Below are 18,342 nucleotides of genomic sequence, written 5' to 3'. Positions count from 1 at the left end.
ATGGTTCAGGGGAAAGTGGAAGTGCGTTTAAAGACGGGTTTGCAGGCGCGTCCCGCTGCATTGTTTGTACAGGAGGCAAATCGCTTTGCATCAGATGTGTTTCTTGAGAAAAACGGCAAGAAAGTGAATGCCAAAAGCATTATGGGATTAATGAGCCTGGCGGTCAGCACGGGGACGGAAGTCACTCTGATCGCTGAAGGCGATGATGAAAAGGAAGCGCTGGAAAAGTTGTCCGCTTATGTGCAGGAAGAAGTGTAAACACTTTGTAAGGGGGACGGAAAGATGAATGAGTTTCTGAAAGATTGTTATCAAACGATAGGCTGGGAAAAGGATTCCCTCGATTTCAGCAACCTGCCGGAGTTTTTAAAGGCGCTCGCGTATCGGTTTCCGTTTGAAAATCGCGCGGTTTTGTCCAAAAAAGAATATGACGTCACGAAAGAAGGACTGTGGCGGCACATGGTGAAGGAACCTCATGGCGGCCTTTGTTATGACTTGAACGGACTGCTTTATTTCATCCTGAAAGATGCCGGATTTGATGTCAAATTGATCCGCGGAACGGTCTGGAAAAACGGCTGGGCGCTGCCCGGCACACATGCGGCCGTACTTCTTTCCGCCGGAGGGAATGAGTACATCGCTGATGCAGGCTTCGGCCTCAATCTCGCCATGCAGCCTGTGCCGATGTCGGGAGACGAGACGGTATCAGCGGCCGGAGCGTTCCGCGTGAGGATAGAAGAGACGGAATTCGGGACATACCTGCTTGAAATGAACAAAGGGGACGGCTGGCAGACAGGTTACGCATTTTCGCTTGAAGAAATCGATGAAAAGGACCTCAAGTCTATGAAACAAACAATCTTTGAACATGAACGCTCTCCTTTCAACAAACGCCTGCTTGCTTCAAAGCGGACACCGGAAGGGCACATGGTTCTGTCTGAACGCAATATAACAATAAAAAAACACGATGGCACGGCGGAAAACAGCAGAATAGACCGGTCAGAGTTTGAAGAAAAATTTACTGCTCATTTTATATGAAGCTCGCAGGTTCTCTGCAAAAAAAACGGCCTCCGCAGGGAAGCCGTTTTTTGTATGTGTTTATCTCATTTTTGTAAAGGTTTTATAATGATCTGTCGTCTTATAAATCAGCCAGTCGCTTGAGTAAAGAATCCGGTCTGAATTTCTGAAGCCTGATGTATAGTTAATATCCGCTTCACGCCACGTCCGTCCGCTTTTGGCAGGGAGTTTGCCTTCCCTGTTTGAGAAGATGTCTCCGCCGATGCTTTTCCCCGGAGCGACGTCTGCAAGATTCCCCTTTGATGCAACCCAGCCGAGGGCCTGTGCTTCTGACTTTGTAATGTAATTATCAGGAAGCTTATGATAGGTCTGAAGATAATCCGCAACCCCGTCAAACGTGTTGATAACCTGTGCTTCAGTGTGCGCCTTGTGAGAAGATGTATCCGTCTTGGCGGCCGTGGAAAACAGCATCCCCGCCGCGGAGAACAGCACCAGCAAACAAACGGAAATCCACGATAATCGTTTTTTCAAAGCAATACCTCCCATTTTTATCATGTGAAGCTGATTCCTTTTCATTGTATCAGCATCGAGAGAAAGGAATAGAAAGAATTTAAAAACAGTACTTTTGATCTAGCAAAAAAATAAACCCCGGCTGAAACGGCCGGGATTTTTCATCTCATTGAAATTCCTTCGTGAGGTTTTTCGGCGTTTTTCCGTATACGGCGTCAATCATGTTTTGTGCGGCTTGCTTGAACATATTCAAGCGGATTTTTGCCGTTGCTGACCCGATATGCGGAAGCAATGTGACGTTTTCCAGCTGCAGGAGCGGATTGTCTTCGGCGATCGGCTCTTTTTCAAACACATCTAAACCGGCGCCTTTTATCCAGCCCTCCTGCAATGCGCGGATGAGCGCTTTCTCATCAACCGTCTTTCCCCGGGAAATATTGACGAAACATGCCGTATCTTTCATCAATTTAAATTCCCGCTCTCCCATCATATGATACGTTTCGTCAGTAAGCGGCGTAATTAACAGCACAAAGTCTGATGTTTTCAGCAGTGTATCTAAGTCGGCATATGTAACCCCGAGTTCCTTCTCAGCGTCCGGTTTTCTGCTGCGGTTATAATACAGCACGTCCATGTCGAAGCCGAATTTTGCCCGTTTGGCAGCTTGTTCACCGATTCTGCCCATGCCGATAATTCCTAATGTCTGATGGTGGACATCCATACCGAAAAGAGATTCTTCCTCAACGGTTCCCCATTTGCCGGCGCGGACGAACCGATCCAATTCGGCAACCCGTCTGGCGGAAGACAGGATTAATGAAAAAGCCAGATCAGCGACAGTGTCATCTAAGGTGTACGGCGTATGCGTGCCGACAACCCCGCGTCTTTTCATTTCTTCAATGTTAAAATTATCATAGCCGACTGAATTATTGCTGACGACTTTCAGCTTCGGCGCGTGATCCAGTAAATCCCTGTCAATCGCCGTTCCGGATGTCAGCAGCCCTTCAGCATCTTTCATTTTTTCGTACAGTTCCTCTTTTGGAATGGTATCTTCTTTCCAGATGTCATATCGGCAATGCTCGCCTATCATTTGTTCGACTTCCGGCGGTATCGGTTTCGCGATGAATACATAGGGTTTCAACGGGCTTCTCCTCCTTTGTCTTTCTTCTCTATTTTATTATATAAGAGAAGCGGTAACGTGAGAAATATTCAAACGCATTACGATAAATTTCTGGTTCTTTTGAACTTAAAATGAAAGGAAAAGAAATGTACATGCTTGATTTCTCCAAACAATAACAGAATCCGCCTATATTTCTGAAGGCAAAATGAGCGGAACCGCTGTTTTCAAAAGCTTTATAGGTTGGTGTAAAGATAAATTTTATTATTTTTGAAAGATATAAATGAACATATTCTGAATTTACAGTCAAATTATCGTGTCTTTTGTTGAAAGCGCTTTTGAGGCCTTTTTCTGTGCTATAATTCCTTACTGTAAGCTGGGTAAGAAGGCTTGCAATACAATCGGATGGGAGATGAATAGAAAAATGGTTTCTTTATCAAGCATTTTGGAGCACAACCAGCAGTTTGTCCAAGAAAGGAAATATGAACCTTACCAAACGACAAAATTCCCGAAAAAAAAGCTTGTCATCGTATCCTGTATGGATACAAGGCTGACGGAGCTTCTGCCGCAGGCGATGGGACTCAGAAACGGCGATGCCAAAATCATAAAAAACGCGGGAGCCATTGTTTCTCACCCATTTGGAAGTGTCATGCGGAGCATTTTGGTTGCCGTTTATGAACTGCAGGCAGAGGAAGTCTGCATCATAGGTCACCGCGAGTGCGGAATGTCGGGATTAAATGCGGCTTCCATATTAAATAAAGCGAAAGAGCGCGGCGTGGAGGACAAATGTCTCAGCCTTCTGCAGCATGCGGGAGTCGATTTGGAAACATGGCTGACCGGTTTTCACAGCGTCGAAGAAAGCGTGGCCCACAGCGTGAATATGGTCAGGCATCATCCGCTCTTGCCTGAAGAGGTGCCGGTGCACGGGCTGGTGATCGATCCGGGGACGGGGACGCTGGATGTAGTCGTTGACGGTTATGAAACAGTCAAAGGAGGATGCAGTTGACGATGCAATTTACCGGCAGATATCAGGGATACAATTTGCAGAAATTTCAGAAAGACCTAATCGCGGGAATTGTGGTCGGAATTGTAGCGATTCCACTGGGAATGGCCTTTGCCATCGCCTCGGGGGTCGGCCCGGAATACGGGCTTTACACCGTTATTGTGGCCGGAATTCTGATTTCGCTGTTGGGCGGCTCTAAATATCAGATCGGCGGGCCTACGGGGGCGTTTGTTCCCATTTTATTTGCCATTGTGATGCAGTATGGTTTTGAGAATTTACTTGTAGCCGGTTTTATGGCAGGCGTCATGCTCGTCCTGTTTGGCGTATTTAAGCTCGGAAAGATTATGAAATTCGTGCCGAAGCCGGTGATCGTCGGATTTACGGCCGGGATCGCGGTGCTGATTTTCTCGGAGCAGATTGCCCATTTTCTCGGTCTGCGCGATATCCAAAAGCATGAAAGCTTTATCCTCAACATTGCGGAAATAGGCAAGAAGATCGGAACCTTTAATTTGTACAGCATCCTCATCGCGGGAATTGCTTTGGCCATTTTGCTGTTATCAACCAGGCTGATGCCGAAGATTCCGGGCGCGCTTGTGGCGCTGCTTGTCTCTACAGCCGCAGCGGTCATGTTTTTTCCTGACAAAATGGCGACAATCGGTTCTGCTTACGGGGAGATTCCGCGGCAGCTCCCGGCTTTTCAGCTTCCGGATTTCTCAATCGATAACATGGTGATGATGTTCCCGTCTGCTTTGATCATTGCGCTTCTCGGCGGTCTTGAATCCATATTATCGGCGATGGTCGCGGACAATATGAAAGGATCACGGCATGACAGCAATAGGGAGCTTGTCGGGCAGGGCATCGCCAATATGGCAGCGCCGCTTTTCGGCGGCATACCGGCAACGGGAGCGATTGCGCGGACCGCAACAAATATTAAAAACGGCGCAGTTTCTCCGATTTCCGGTGTTGTCCACGGAGTCACCGTCCTCCTCGTCCTGCTCGTCTTCGCCCCGCTTGCCGTTCATGTACCGCTGGCAAGCATGGCGCCGGTGTTGATGGTTGTGGCTTGGAACATGAGTGAGCGGAGGGAAGTCGCCAATATGATGCGGCTGAAAAACACTGATTCATTCGTACTGGCGGCAACCTTTTTACTGACGGTTCTGTTTGATTTAATCATCGGCGTTTCTGCCGGTCTCGTGCTCGCTTTTGTTTTCTTTATCAGAAAAATGAGCGAATCAACAAGCATCAAAACACCGCATGCCGCTGTCAAATCGGTTAAAAATGATTCGTCCGTCAGCACATATTCCATTGAGGGGCCGCTGTTTTTCGGTTCAATTGATTCACTGGAATCATCGCTGCTGGAGAGGCTTCAGGAAAAGCCGAAGACGCTTATTCTGCTGATGAATAATGTACATTACATGGACACCTCCGCAGAAGCGGTGCTGGGGAATGTGATGAACCGGATCAAACGGCATAACGGGAGATTGATGATCGTCGGATTGCAATCACAGCCGAGAGAGCTGATCCGGAAGACAGGGCTGTTTCATAAAATCGGGAAACAGCATTTCTTTGAGCATCAGGACGAGATAACGGGATAAATTCAGATACGGCCTGTCCATGAAAAAGCGGACAGGCCGTGTTTTTATTCGGTTTCAAAGCGCTTGATCAGTTTTTCCTGATGGGCTTTCATCGCATCTTCTAACGTGATTCCGTACTTATCGGCAAGGATGGCCAGATTTCCGAGGACGTCACCCATTTCTTCAATCAGCTCCTGCCTGCGTTCAGCCTGGGTCGCGTCCTTTTCATCCGGCCGGTCTCTGCCGATTTCATATGCTCTTACCGCCCGGGCGAGCTCACCCGCCTCTTCCATTAAAAAGCCGATTCTGATAAATGGCCCGTACGCCGTCCATCCTCGTTTTTCGTAAAAATCTTTCGTCCATCGTTCTGCTTCAGCCATCTGCATGTGAAACACTCCTTATGTCCTGTATGATTCTTATTGATATTATCATATAGAGATGGGACAATATATAGTGTATTTTGATTTATTGATGTACATATATAGATGTGGAGATGAAAAAATGAAAACCATTTGTGTATTTGCGGGGTCAAACCCGGGGGTAAATGAAGAGTACAAACGCAAAGCGGCCGAACTGGGTGAATATATGGCGGAGCAGGGAATCGGCCTTGTTTACGGCGGTTCACGGGTCGGTCTGATGGGAACCGTCGCCGATGCGTTAATGGCAGGCGGCGGAAAAGCTGTCGGCGTCATGCCGAGCGGGCTGTTCAGCGGAGAGGTTGTTCATCAGAATCTGACGGAGCTGATTGAAGTCAGCGGCATGCATGAGCGGAAAGCGAAAATGAGTGAACTTGCCGATGGGTACATTGCCATGCCCGGCGGTTTCGGAACATATGAAGAGTTATTTGAAGTGCTGTGCTGGGCGCAAATCGGCATTCATCAAAAACCGATCGGACTGTACAATGTGAACGGGTATTTTGAGCCGATGATGAAGATGGTCAAGTACAGCATTCAGGAAGGATTTTCGAATGAGTCTCATTTAAAACTGATACACAGTTCCTCCCGGCCGGATGAGCTGATTGAGCAGATGAACAATTACTCGTACCCGATCCTTCAGAAAAAATGGACGGAAATATAAAAAAAGAGCCATCTGACATGTGTGTGAGTGCCGGGCGGACTTCATGAAAATCGAGTGTATTTGACAATGTGAGATTTCCTTAGGGAAATCTTTTTTTATGTCCAGATTACCATCGTAGTATAATTTAACTAATTCGGATTGGCTATCTAAGCAAAAGCGGAAGGAGACGGAAAATGGCGACGTTGTCAGATGTGGCTAAGAGAGCGAATGTTTCGAAAATGACGGTATCACGTGTGATTAATCACCCTGATACGGTAACAGATGAACTGAAAAAGCTCGTTCATTCCGCAATGAAAGAGCTGAATTACATCCCTAATTATGCGGCAAGAGCGCTTGTGCAAAACAGAACACAGGTTGTCAAATTGCTGATTCTCGAGGAAATGGATACGACCGAACCCTATTACATGAACTTGCTGACCGGAATCAGCCGGGAGCTGGATCGCCATCATTATGCTTTGCAGCTTGTGACAAGAAATTCACTCAATATCGGGCAATGCGACGGCATTATTGCCACCGGCTTGAGAAAGGCCGATTTTGAATTTGTCATCAAAGCTTTTGAAAAGCCGTTAGTCGTATTTGGAGAAAATGAAATGGGCTATGATTTCGTCGATGTGAATAACGAAAAAGGGACTTTTATGGCAACCCGCCATGTCATGGGGCTGGGGGAGCGTGAGGTTGTCTTTTTCGGCATTGATTTGGATGAGCCATTCGAACGCTCAAGAGAACAGGGGTATATTCGGGCGATGAAAGAGAGCTGCAGAGAAACGAAGCTGTTTCGGATCGCTAACAGTTCAAAAAAAAGTGAAAGCCTGGCAAGAGAAGTTTTGAAAACGCTCGGCCGGCAAGCCGCGTTTGTCTGCGCCACCGACCGAATCGCGCTCGGGGTCATTCGTGCGGTGCAGTCACTCGGAAAACGAATTCCCGAAGATGTGGCCGTTACTGGAAATGACGGTGTTTTTCTTGACCGCATTTCCTCCCCGCGGCTGACTACGGTCAGACAGCCGGTTGTGGAAATGGGAGAGGCCTGTGCGAAAATGCTGCTGAAAAAAATGAATGAAGGCGGCGCAGCTCAAGGTCATTTGTTTTTTGAACCGGAGTTAATTGTGCGGGAATCAACTTTGTGAAAGCTTGATTCTGTTATCGGTAACAAGAGAAAAACGATTGCTTCTCCCGATTTCATCATGCTACCTTCAAAGCATAAGCCAGCCTATAAAAAAGGGGGAAACATGATGGAATATGCCGCAATACATCATCAGCCGTTCAGTGCTGATGCTTATTCATATGACGGGCGGACGGTGCATATCAAAATCCGGACGAAAAAAGGTGATGCTGATCAGATTCGATTGGTTTGGGGCGATCCTTATGAATACAGCGGCGGCAGGTGGTCGGCAGCCGAGCAGCCAATGAGAAAAACAGCCGCAACCCAAAACCATGATTATTGGTTTGCTGAAGTGTCACCGCCATTCAGGCGTTTGCAATATGCATTTATTGTCTCAGACCAGCATGAAAACATCTTTTTCGGAGCGTCAGGGGTCTGTCCTGTAAATAAAAAAACGCTGGAAACGATTCATTATTATTTTAAGCTTCCGTTTGTTCATGAGGCGGATACATTTCAAGCGCCTGAATGGGCGAAATCAACGGTTTGGTATCAAATTTTTCCGGAACGTTTTGCGAATGGAAGAGAAGACCTGTCACCGGAAGCTGCACTGCCTTGGGGGAGCAAGGACCCGGACGTTAATGATTTTTTTGGCGGAGATTTGCAGGGGATTATCGACAAGCTCGATTATTTAGAAGAATTAGGGGTGAACGGAATTTATTTAACTCCGATCTTCTCCTCTCCATCCAACCATAAATATGACACGCTGGATTACTATTCCATCGATCCGCATTTTGGGGATCGGGAGCTTTTCCGGACATTGGTCAGCCGGCTTCATGAGCGGGGAATGAAAATTATGCTTGATGCTGTTTTTAATCATATAGGCAGCGCTTCTCCGCAATGGCAGGATGTTGTAAAACACGGGGCCCGGTCCCGCTACAAAGACTGGTTCCATATTCACTCTTTTCCTGTGAAAGAAGACAATTATGACAGGTTTGCGTTTACGCCTGATATGCCGAAGCTGAATACGGCTAATCCGGAAGTACAGAGGTATTTGTTTGAGATTGCTTTGTACTGGATTCGTGAATTTGACATTGACGGCTGGCGTTTAGATGTGGCAAATGAAGTGGATCACGCTTTTTGGAAGGCATTCAGGCAGGCTGTAACGGCCGAGAAGCCCGATCTTTATATTTTGGGAGAGATATGGCATTCCTCCGAACCTTGGCTCAGAGGAGATGAGTTTCACGCTGTGATGAATTATCCTTTCACAGAGCCGATGATTGCTTATTTTGCTGACCGGGAGATTTCTGCTTCATCCATGGCCTATCGATTAAACGCGCACTTGATGAATGGGATGCGGCAGGCCAACGAGGTGATGTTTAATTTACTGGACAGCCATGATACAGAACGTCTTCTGACAAGGTGCGGAAATGATGAGAAAACAGCCCGCGCTCTGCTGGCCTTTATGTTTGCCCAGACAGGAGCGCCCTGCATCTACTACGGAACGGAAATCGGTCTGGACGGCGGGAGAGATCCATTATGCCGGAAGTGTATGGTTTGGGAAAAGGAAAAGCAAAACCGGGAAATGCTCAGCTTTATGAAACGCTTAATCACCTTACGCAAAAAAGAAAACGCTTTATTGACGTACGGAAGTCTTGAGTGGCATCTGCTTGATGATCAAAACGATTGTATCAGTTTTTCGAGGGTTTTCAATGGCAGGCAATTGATTTTCTATTTTAATCAGGGGAACCTGGCCTGGGATGTCCGTTTGCAAGATTTTAATATGGAGAGAAGCAGAAAAGTTTACGATGCGTGGACGGATCAGATCCTTCAACATGATGCCGCTATTGCTGTTCAGCCGGGAGAATTTTTGATTTTGAGCGCTGACGCCCCTGTCTGAATTCTGTTATCGGTAACAGGCTGAAAGGCTTTGAAACCGCTTTCTCTAACAGAGTAGAATTGTAATAGATTCATAATAAAAGGGGGAAAAGATATGGCGGGGTTCGTCAAAAAGGGATTGGCTTTATTGACGGCATCAGTTTTGGCATTCTGTCTCGGCGCCTGTTCAAATTCAAAGGAATCGGCCGGCGCTGACGGCAAAAAGGTACTGACCGTGTCCGTTGAAGAAACCTATAAAAAATATATTGAAAGCATTAAAGGAGAGTTTGAAAAAGAGAATAACGTCACAGTCAACATTGCAGAAAAGCAAATGTTCGATCAGCTGGAGGCGCTTCCTTTGGACGGCCCGGCCGGCAATGCGCCTGACGTTATGCTTGCCGCATATGACCGGATCGGCAGTTTGGCGCAGCAAGGCCATTTGCTTGATCTAAAACCTGCTGATACAAAAAGCTTTGGAGATAAAGAGATGCAGCAGGTAACGGTTAACGGAAAGGTGTATGGAATGCCGCTGGTGATTGAGACGCTTGTTCTGTATTACAACAAAGATCTTATAAAAAAAGCGCCGGCAACATTTAAAGACCTTGAAACATTAACAGAGGATCCCCGGTTTTCATTTGCTTCTGAAAAAGGAAAGTCAACGGGATTTTTGGCAAAGTGGACTGACTTTTATATGTCGTACGGTTTGCTGTCCGGTTACGGCGGATATGTATTCGGGAAAAACGGCACAGATCCCGGGGATATCGGCCTGAACAATAAAGGGGCTGCAGAAGCGGTGAAATATGCGGAGAAATGGTTTAAAACGTATTGGCCAAAAGGCATGCAGGATAACTCAAGCGCAGACGATTTTATTCAGCAAATGTTTTTGGATAAGAAAGCGGCTGCAATCATCGGCGGGCCTTGGTCGGCTGCCAATTTTCAAGAGGCCGGCCTGAACTATGGCGCCGCTCCTATTCCGACATTGCCAAACGGAAAAGAATATGCTCCGTTTGCGGGCGGCAAAGGCTGGGTTGCTTCAAAATATACAAAGGAACCCGAGCTGGCTGAAAAATGGCTTGAGTATGCAACAAATGATGCCAATGCTTACGCCTTTTATGAGGATACAAATGAAGTTCCGGCCAACACAGCCGCAAGGAAGAAAGCGGGGGAGCAAAAAAATGAGCTGGCGTCAGCTGTTATTAAACAATATGAGTCAGCGGCACCTGCGCCGAATATTCCTGAAATGGCCGAGGTATGGACTGGCGCTGAAAGTTTAATGTTTGATGCGGCTTCGGGGAAAAAAACAGCAAAAAAATCGGCGGATGATGCGGTAAACGTCATAAAAGAAAACATCAAAGAAAAGTATGTGAAATAAAATCGGAGGGGAAGTGTCCGTAAGAATAGAGGGCGAAAAATGAATAAAGATGATACACTTTTACACCAAAAACGGAAGGCGCCATGGTTTTTATCGATCATTCCGGGAATTGGACAGATCGCGAATCAGCAGATATCAAAGGGGATCTTATTTCTGGTCATTACGAGTTTGTTTGCTGTTGAATTATGCGTTTTCGGTATTGAGGCGCTGACCGGATTGGTTACCTTGGGAAGTGTTCCCGGTGAAGATCACTCATTATTTATGCTGATTGAAGGCACGCTGCAATTGATCTTAACGTTGATTTTTCTCATGTTCTATATCTTTTCAGTTTATGATTTCCGTCATACCGCCGCTATGAAAGCGGCGGGTTTGAAGGTGAATACAGCGGCCAAGGATATCATCCGCCATGCGGGAGATAAAGGGTTTCCTTATTTATTTACACTGCCGGCATATCTCATGATGGTGTTTGTGATTATTTTTCCTGTTCTGGTGACTCTGTTTGTTGCCTTAACAAACTATGATTTTTATCATATACCGCCTAACAGTCTGATTGACTGGGTCGGCTTTAAAAATTTCTTGAATATCTTTTTTGTCGGTTCCTACCGGGAAACATTTGTGAATGTACTGGGCTGGACCATGATATGGACAATCTGTGCAACAACGCTGCAAATCATTTTGGGGATCGTGACGGCACTTTTTGTGAATCAAGATTTTATTAAAGGCAGACGGATATTCCGAATGATTTTCTTATTTCCATGGGCTGTTCCGGCCTTTATCACAATTATGAGCTTTTCCAATATTTTTAATGACAGTATAGGGGCGATGAACACGCAGGTGATTCCATTAATTAACCACCTGCCGTTTGTGGAACTGCCGGCGATCGCGTGGAAGACTGATGCTTTCTGGACGAAGACCGCTCTGATTATGATTCAGACCTGGCTTGGCTTTCCTTATATTTATGTCATGGTAACGGGGGTCTTGCAGTCGATTCCGGGTGAATTGTATGAAGCCGCAAAGATTGACGGGGCTTCTTTTATGCAGCGTTTTCGCAATATTACATTACCGATGATTTTATTTGCGACGGCACCGGTGATGATTACACAGTACACATTTAACTTTAATAATTTTTCAATCATCTATTTGTTTAATGAAGGCGGTCCGGGAAGCGCGGGAGCCGGTGCCGGGTCGACCGATATTTTAATTTCCTGGATCTATAAACTGACAACCGGCACTTCTCCGCAATATGCTGTGGCAGCGGCCGTGACATTGTTAATTTCTTTCGTCGTCATTGGAATTTCACTGATTGCTTTTAAAAAGTCAAATGCTTTCGGCAATGAGGAGGTGATGTAGATGGGTTCCAGAACGGCCGGAATGCTTACGAAAATCTGCACCTATTTATTTTTGCTGGTTTTAAGCATTGTCATTTTATATCCGCTGCTGATTACGGCTTCCTCCGCTTTCCGTGCGGGAAATGTGACGGCTTTTCAGCTCGATTTCTCAGGTTCCTGGACTTTTGATCATTTTAAGCGGCTGTTTGAAGAGACGCTCTATCTTCATTGGTACAGCAATACGCTGGTTATCGCGCTGTCAGTCATGGTATTGCAGGTCACGATTGTAACGCTTGCCGGGTATACGTACAGCCGCTATCGGTTTGCGGGGCGAAAAAAGAGTCTTGTTTTCTTTTTAATCATTCAAATGGTGCCCACAATGGCAGCGCTGACTGCTTTTTATGTATTGGCCATGCTGATAGGCGCTCTTGATCAATACTGGTTTTTGACAGCGATCTATATCGGCGGCGGAATTCCGATGAACACGTGGCTGATGAAAGGTTATTTTGATACAGTTCCGAGAGAAATTGATGAGGCTGCGCGAATGGATGGAGCGGGGCATTTCAGGATATTTGCCTCCATTGTGCTGCCGCTTGTGAAGCCGATGCTTGCCGTTCAAGCGCTTTGGGCGTTTATGGCGCCGTTCGGGGACTATTTGCTGGCGAAGTTTTTGCTTCGCTCGCCGGAAAGGCTGACCATTGCAGTAGGGTTGCAGTCGTTCATTTCAAATCCGCAGCAGCAAAAAGTCGCCCTGTTTGCGGCGGGGGCTATACTTGCCGCACTGCCGATATGCATCTTGTTCTTTTTTCTCCAAAAGAACTTTGTATCCGGGCTGGCGGCGGGCGGAACAAAGGGGTAGTTCAATGAAGAATGTGCAAAATGAAAGCTTTATGATCCGCAGTCTTAAAGCGTCGGTGTCTCCGTCAGGTATTTGCCGTTACGGGAAAACATTCAGCTGGCTTCAGCTTTCCTTTCTCTTTATGTTTTTGACGTCCTGCCTTATGGCGCCGTTTACGATGTCGTTTTTGAAAATGGACCGCTTCAGCCTCAAATTGGTTATGCCTGCGGCGCTTTCTGCAGTGAATGATCGTTTTGCCGAACAATTAAACGGTATTCAAATCAGGAACGGAAAACTGACAGGCGGACAGCGTTTTGATCAAATTGAAGAGGGCAACCATCTGATGGCAGTCGATATGGAGCATGAATGGAAACCAAACGGTGAAAATGGGCGTTTGCGTGTAAAAGGATATGACAACGCGGTCATATTCCAGCCTGACCGGCTGATTATTACCGACCAAAACGGAATGGGGTTTTCAGTTCGCTATGGGAAAGCGGACGCCAGTCTTACGGACCCGGGCGTATATGAGACGGAGGCTCTTATCGGTCAATTGTGGCTGGCACAGTATAAGCCGATGATCATGATGCTGGGGTGCGCAGTGATTTTTTTGATCCAGCTATTTTTTACAGCTGTGCTTGCGGGAGGCATCTGGATGGCAAAATTATCAAAAATGATCGATATCGCGTCATGTAAGGAAGCAGCTTCTGCAGCGATATGCGCATCGGCTCTGCCTGCATTCGCGGCAGCTGCTATCGGGCTGATCCGCTTTGATTTGATTACTGTATTAATGGTTCATACATGCGGCGTCACGTTGATGATTGCTTTTTTATTCAGATATATGGCCAAAACCCGCCGTCATAATGAAAATGTTCATTCGGGAGGAAGACATGATAAATCAGCGGTTGTTTGAGATTGATGAATGGAAAATCAAAACCAATACATTTCAAAAAGAGTATATACGGCTGCAGGAAAGCCTGACTTCTCTTGCCAACGGCTATATGGGCATCAGGGGGAATTTCGAAGAGGGCTATTCAGGCGGCAGCCATCAAGGCACATATATTGCGGGCGTGTGGTTCCCTGACAAAACGCGGGTAGGCTGGTGGAAAAACGGGTATCCGGACTATTTCGGAAAAGTGATCAATGCGATGAATTTTATTGGTATAGATGTGTATGTTGACGGTGAAAAAGTCGATCTCTATCAAAACCGACTCGAATCATTTGAGTTAGAGCTTCATATGAAAGAAGGAATTCTGAGGAGGAGCGCTGTTGTCCGTATTCAGGATAAAACCGTGCGAATCAAATCAGAACGATTTCTCAGCCTGGCCGTAAAAGAGCTATGTGCGATTCATTATGAAGCGGAGTGTCTGACAGGGGACGCCGTTATTACGCTTGTCCCTTATCTTGATGGCAATGTTGTAAACGAAGATTCAAACTATCAAGAGCGGTTTTGGCAGGAAAAAGAGACAGGAGCGGATTACCGCCGCGGGCATATAACGGCAAAAACGCTCGACAATCCGTTCGGAACGCCGCGTTTCACTGTCTCAGCCTTAATGGAAAATTTGACAGAAGGCTATGTCAGTCAAAGCTTTCAAACTTCCGGCATGTATGCTGAAAATCGCTTCAGCTACCAAAACAAAGCTTCATTGAAGAAGTTTATTGTTGTCACGACTTCACGCGATGTTCAAGAAGCAGAGCTTACTTCGAAAGGGGAGGAGCTTTTGGCGGCTATTCTTAAGCAAGGTTATGAAGAAGCGAGACAGCAGCATATTGCCAAGTGGAAGGAAAGATGGGCAAAAGCGGATATAGAGATAAAGGGAGATGAGGAACTTCAGCAAGGCATCCGCTACAATATTTTTCAGTTATTCTCGACATACTACGGGGCAGATGCCCGTTTGAACATCGGACCGAAAGGATTTACAGGCGAAAAATACGGCGGTGCCGCCTATTGGGATACCGAGGCGTATGCCGTTCCGATGTATTTGGCGACAGCCGAGCCGGAAGTCACGAAAAACCTGCTTTTGTACCGCTATCATCATTTGGAGGCTGCCAAACGGAACGCCGCCAAGCTGGGGATGAAGGGGGCGCTTTATCCGATGGTGACGTTTACCGGAGATGAATGCCACAATGAGTGGGAGATTACGTTTGAAGAAATTCACCGCAACGGCGCGATTTGCTATGCGATCTGCAATTATGTCCAATATACAGGGGATCGCGCCTATATGGAGGAATATGGGATAGACGTTCTTGTGGCAGTCAGCAGATTCTGGGCCGGCCGCGTTCACTTTTCGAAACGAAAAAATAAGTATATGATCCACGGCGTCACAGGGCCGAATGAATATGAAAACAACGTTAACAACAATTGGTATACGAATGTCATTGCGGCTTGGACGTTGGATTATACTCTGCAAAGTCTCGAAAGGATCTCAGCGGAGAAACGCCGCCTTCTGGATGTGCAGGAAGAAGAATTGAAAGTCTGGAGAGAAATCATCCGGCACATGTACTATCCGTATAGTGAAGAACTGCAAATTTTCGTTCAGCATGACACATTTTTGGACAAAGACCTGCAATCAGTTGACGAATTAGATCCAGCTGAACGGCCTCTTTATCAAAATTGGTCATGGGACAAAATCCTCCGCTCCAGCTTTATTAAACAAGCCGATGTGCTGCAAGGCATTTATTTATTTCCTGACCGTTTCTCTATAGACGAAAAACGCCGCAACTATGAATTTTATGAACCGATGACGGTTCATGAATCAAGCTTATCGCCCTCCATTCACGCGGTGCTCGCTGCCGAATTGAGGATGGAAAAGAAGGCGCTTGAATTATATAAGCGTACAGCAAGGCTTGATCTCGACAATTACAATCGCGATACGGAGGAAGGTCTTCACATTACTTCAATGACGGGAAGCTGGCTGGCGATCGTCCAAGGGTTTGCCGGCATGCGTACTTTAAAAGGAACGCTCTCATTCACCCCATTTTTGCCGAATGAATGGGACGGTTACTCGTTCCATATCAATTATCGAAACCGCTTGATCAAGGTGACGGTCGAAGAAAGGCGCGCCATTTTTGAGCTTGTCAAAGGCGAACCGGTGTCCATCACAGTTTATGGAGAACCGATGGTGCTGAATGAACGATGTGAAAGGAGAATGCCTGATGAGTGAATGGTGGAAAGAAGCTGTCGTGTATCAAATTTACCCGCGCAGTTTTTATGATTCCAATGGAGATGGATTTGGGGATTTACAAGGCATTATCAAAAAGCTTGATTATATCAAAAGACTTGGCGCGGATGTGATCTGGCTGTCGCCCGTGTTTGATTCTCCGCAGGATGACAACGGTTATGACATCAGTGACTACAGAAACATGTACGAAAAATTCGGAACAAATGAAGATATGTTTCAGTTAATTGATGAAGTGCATCAGCGCGGAATGAAAATCATCATGGATCTGGTCGTGAACCACACGTCGGATGAACATGCCTGGTTTGCTGAAAGCCGCAAGTCGAAGGACAATCCTTACCGGGATTATTATTTTTGGAAAGACCCGAAATCGGACGGTTCTGAGCCGAATAATTGGGGATCGATTTTTTCAGGCTCGGCGTGGACGTTCGATGAAGGGACAGGACAGTATTATTTGCACTACTTTTCGAAAAAACAGCCTGATTTAAATTGGGAAAATGAAGCCGTTCGCCGGGAAGTGTATGATCTGATGAAGTTCTGGATGGATAAAGGCGTTGACGGCTGGCGGATGGATGTGATCGGCTCCATTTCCAAGCACACTGATTTTCCGGACTATGAAACAGATAACAGCCGCCCCCATATCGTCGGCCGTTATCACTCTAACGGCCCCCGCCTGCATGAATTTATTCAAGAGATGAACAGGGAAGTGCTTTCTCATTACGACTGCATGACAGTCGGAGAGGCAAACGGTTCTGATATTGAAGAGGCGAAAAAATATACGGATGCAGGCAGGCAAGAGCTGAATATGATCTTTACATTTGAACATATGGATATCGATACAGAACAAAACTCGCCAAATGAGAAATGGCAGATCAAGCCGTTTGATGTGATTGCTTTAAAACAAACGATGACAAGGTGGCAGACCGGGTTGATGAATAGCGGCTGGAATACCTTGTATTTTGAGAACCACGATCAGCCGCGGGTGATTTCCCGCTGGGGCAATGACGGTGAGCTGCGGAAACAGTGTGCGAAAGCATTCGCAACGGTTCTCCACGGGATGAAAGGCACACCGTTTATTTACCAGGGAGAAGAAATCGGCATGGTCAACAGTGATATGCCGCTGGAGATGTATGACGATCTTGAAATAAAAAATGCATACCGTGAACTAGTCATCGAAAACAAAACGATGTCAGAAAAAGAGTTTGTCAAAGCCGTGATGATAAAAGGAAGGGATCACGCGAGGACGCCGATGCAATGGGATGCAGGAAAACATGCCGGATTCACAGCCGGAGACCCTTGGTTAGCGGTCAATTCCCGCTATCAAGAAATCAATGTGAAAGAATCCTTGGAAGATCAAGATTCAATTTTCTATTACTATCAGAAGCTCATTCAATTACGAAAGCAATATAAGATCATGGTATACGGAGATTATCAGCTGCTGCTGGAAGATGATCCGCAAATCTATTGTTATATCCGTAAATATCAAGGGAAAAAGCTTCTCGTCGTTGTGAATTTGTCGGAAGACAAGGCCCGGTTCGAAGCGCCTCCGGAACTGATCCATGAGCGCTGGAAAATCCTGATTTCGAACTATCCGCAGGAGCGGGCTGACTTGAAGAGTATCAGCCTCAAACCTTATGAAGCTGTGATGGGCATCAGCATATGAAAGCGGTTATTTTTGATTTAGACGGAGTGATAACAGATACGGCTGAATATCATTTTCTCGCTTGGAAGCACATCGCAGAACAAATTGATATTCCCTTTGACAGGAATGTGAATGAAGGCCTGAAAGGAATCAGCCGGGAAGAGTCACTGGAAAGCATACTGATCTTTGGCGGAGCGGAAAAAAGGTTTACACATGCGGAGAAACAAGAACTGCTGCATCAAAAAAACCAATATTATCAAACGTTGATCAGCAGATTGACGCCGGAAGATCTCTTGCCGGGAATCGGCAGGCTTCTTTGTGAATTAAAAAATGAACATATAAAAATCGGGTTAGCATCTTCAAGCCGCAATGCCCGCGCGATCTTAAAACGTTTGGCGATTATCGATGATTTTCAAGCCATTGTTGACCCGGCGGCTCTTGCGAAGGGGAAGCCTGATCCCGAAATCTTTTTAACAGCTGCAGCGCTGCTCGGTGTTTCCACGGCTGAATGCGCGGCAATAGAAGATGCTGAAGCAGGAATATCTGCAATTAAATCTGCCGGGATGTTCGCGGTCGGTGTCGGGCGTGAACAGTCGATGCTTGGTGCTGATCTGGTTGTGAGGCAAACCGGTGAATTGTCGTTTGAGCTGTTGAAGGAAGAATGGAAGCAGTATAGGGGAAAGGTTTTAAAAAGCATCAGAGAGTGAAAAAAACCTGCAAGAGACATCATCT

Annotated in this window: 17 protein-coding genes; 14 read left to right on the top strand and 3 right to left on the bottom strand. The window is 46.4% G+C overall.

What is annotated here, in order from left to right; translation table 11 throughout:
- Together U2H13_RS17010 and U2H13_RS17005 are read left to right on the top strand one after the other, a co-directional pair.
- Window positions 1-258 carry an HPr family phosphocarrier protein gene (locus U2H13_RS17010; protein ID WP_003151495.1) on the top strand — a complete coding sequence of 86 codons (258 nt, stop codon included), beginning with the start codon at window positions 1-3 and terminating at the stop codon, window positions 256-258.
- 24 nt (window positions 259-282) lie between these two features.
- Window positions 283-1,029 carry an arylamine N-acetyltransferase gene (locus U2H13_RS17005; RefSeq protein ID WP_007407420.1) on the top strand — a complete coding sequence of 249 codons (747 nt, stop codon included), beginning with the start codon at window positions 283-285 and terminating at the stop codon, window positions 1,027-1,029.
- Window positions 1,030-1,089: 60 nt separating this feature from the next.
- On the opposite strand, the gene U2H13_RS17000 is transcribed toward U2H13_RS17005, so the two are convergent.
- Window positions 1,090-1,479, bottom strand: coding sequence for a ribonuclease (locus tag U2H13_RS17000; RefSeq protein WP_223204413.1), 390 nt, complete (start codon window positions 1,477-1,479; stop codon window positions 1,090-1,092).
- A gap of 205 nt (window positions 1,480-1,684) precedes the next feature.
- A complete protein-coding gene (locus U2H13_RS16995; RefSeq protein WP_072177056.1) occupies window positions 1,685-2,650 on the bottom strand; it encodes a D-glycerate dehydrogenase in 966 nt (321 codons plus the stop codon).
- 400 nt (window positions 2,651-3,050) lie between these two features.
- Between U2H13_RS16995 and U2H13_RS16990 the strand changes: the two genes are divergently transcribed.
- Both U2H13_RS16990 and U2H13_RS16985 read left to right on the top strand, forming a co-directional pair.
- Window positions 3,051-3,632, top strand: coding sequence for a carbonic anhydrase (locus U2H13_RS16990; protein ID WP_003151503.1), 582 nt, complete (start codon window positions 3,051-3,053; stop codon window positions 3,630-3,632).
- A 2-nt stretch (window positions 3,633-3,634) separates the two neighbouring features.
- The gene (locus U2H13_RS16985; protein ID WP_031304545.1) at window positions 3,635-5,224 is read left to right on the top strand and encodes a SulP family inorganic anion transporter; all 1,590 of its coding nucleotides are present in this window, start codon (window positions 3,635-3,637) and stop codon (window positions 5,222-5,224) included.
- Window positions 5,225-5,268: 44 nt separating this feature from the next.
- On the opposite strand, the gene U2H13_RS16980 is transcribed toward U2H13_RS16985, so the two are convergent.
- Window positions 5,269-5,589, bottom strand: a complete 321-nt coding sequence (locus tag U2H13_RS16980; protein ID WP_014418960.1) for a MazG nucleotide pyrophosphohydrolase domain-containing protein — start codon at window positions 5,587-5,589, stop codon at window positions 5,269-5,271.
- Between the two features lie 115 nt (window positions 5,590-5,704).
- Between U2H13_RS16980 and U2H13_RS16975 the strand changes: the two genes are divergently transcribed.
- The 10 genes from U2H13_RS16975 (at window position 5,705) to pgmB (ending at window position 18,317) form a co-directional block, all read left to right on the top strand.
- Entirely contained in the window at window positions 5,705-6,280 is a 576-nt protein-coding gene (locus tag U2H13_RS16975) for a TIGR00730 family Rossman fold protein (protein WP_014418959.1), read from the top strand.
- A 173-nt stretch (window positions 6,281-6,453) separates the two neighbouring features.
- The gene (locus U2H13_RS16970) at window positions 6,454-7,404 is read left to right on the top strand and encodes a LacI family DNA-binding transcriptional regulator (RefSeq protein WP_014418958.1); all 951 of its coding nucleotides are present in this window, start codon (window positions 6,454-6,456) and stop codon (window positions 7,402-7,404) included.
- Between the two features lie 102 nt (window positions 7,405-7,506).
- Window positions 7,507-9,276, top strand: coding sequence for a glycoside hydrolase family 13 protein (locus U2H13_RS16965; protein WP_032865383.1), 1,770 nt, complete (start codon window positions 7,507-7,509; stop codon window positions 9,274-9,276).
- A gap of 93 nt (window positions 9,277-9,369) precedes the next feature.
- Window positions 9,370-10,626 (top strand): extracellular solute-binding protein, encoded by a 1,257-nt coding sequence (locus U2H13_RS16960; protein WP_021495248.1) that lies wholly within the window; start codon window positions 9,370-9,372, stop codon window positions 10,624-10,626.
- A 39-nt stretch (window positions 10,627-10,665) separates the two neighbouring features.
- Complete coding sequence (locus tag U2H13_RS16955) at window positions 10,666-11,976, top strand: carbohydrate ABC transporter permease (RefSeq protein WP_021495247.1); 1,311 nt, start codon at window positions 10,666-10,668, stop codon at window positions 11,974-11,976.
- Window positions 11,977-12,813, top strand: coding sequence for a sugar ABC transporter permease (locus tag U2H13_RS16950; protein ID WP_025649322.1), 837 nt, complete (start codon window positions 11,977-11,979; stop codon window positions 12,811-12,813).
- A 4-nt stretch (window positions 12,814-12,817) separates the two neighbouring features.
- A complete protein-coding gene (locus tag U2H13_RS16945) occupies window positions 12,818-13,702 on the top strand; it encodes a DUF1189 family protein (RefSeq protein ID WP_053285125.1) in 885 nt (294 codons plus the stop codon).
- Window positions 13,680-15,953, top strand: a complete 2,274-nt coding sequence (locus U2H13_RS16940) for a glycoside hydrolase family 65 protein (protein WP_021495245.1) — start codon at window positions 13,680-13,682, stop codon at window positions 15,951-15,953. Before U2H13_RS16945 ends, U2H13_RS16940 begins: the two co-directional genes overlap by 23 nt.
- Window positions 15,946-17,631 (top strand): alpha-glucosidase, encoded by a 1,686-nt coding sequence (locus U2H13_RS16935; RefSeq protein ID WP_324659315.1) that lies wholly within the window; start codon window positions 15,946-15,948, stop codon window positions 17,629-17,631. The genes U2H13_RS16940 and U2H13_RS16935 overlap by 8 nt, the downstream gene beginning before the upstream one ends.
- Window positions 17,628-18,317: a beta-phosphoglucomutase gene (gene pgmB, locus U2H13_RS16930; RefSeq protein WP_021495243.1), complete on the top strand. Its 690-nt coding sequence runs from the start codon at window positions 17,628-17,630 to the stop codon at window positions 18,315-18,317. Before U2H13_RS16935 ends, pgmB begins: the two co-directional genes overlap by 4 nt.
- Window positions 18,318-18,342 lie beyond the last annotated feature (25 nt).

Source organism: Bacillus sp. A1 (genome assembly GCF_042296235.1).
Classification (GTDB): domain Bacteria; phylum Bacillota; class Bacilli; order Bacillales; family Bacillaceae; genus Bacillus; species Bacillus velezensis.
The sequence above is the reverse complement of the archived record's forward strand: the minus strand, read 5'-3'. Positions and strand labels throughout refer to the sequence as shown.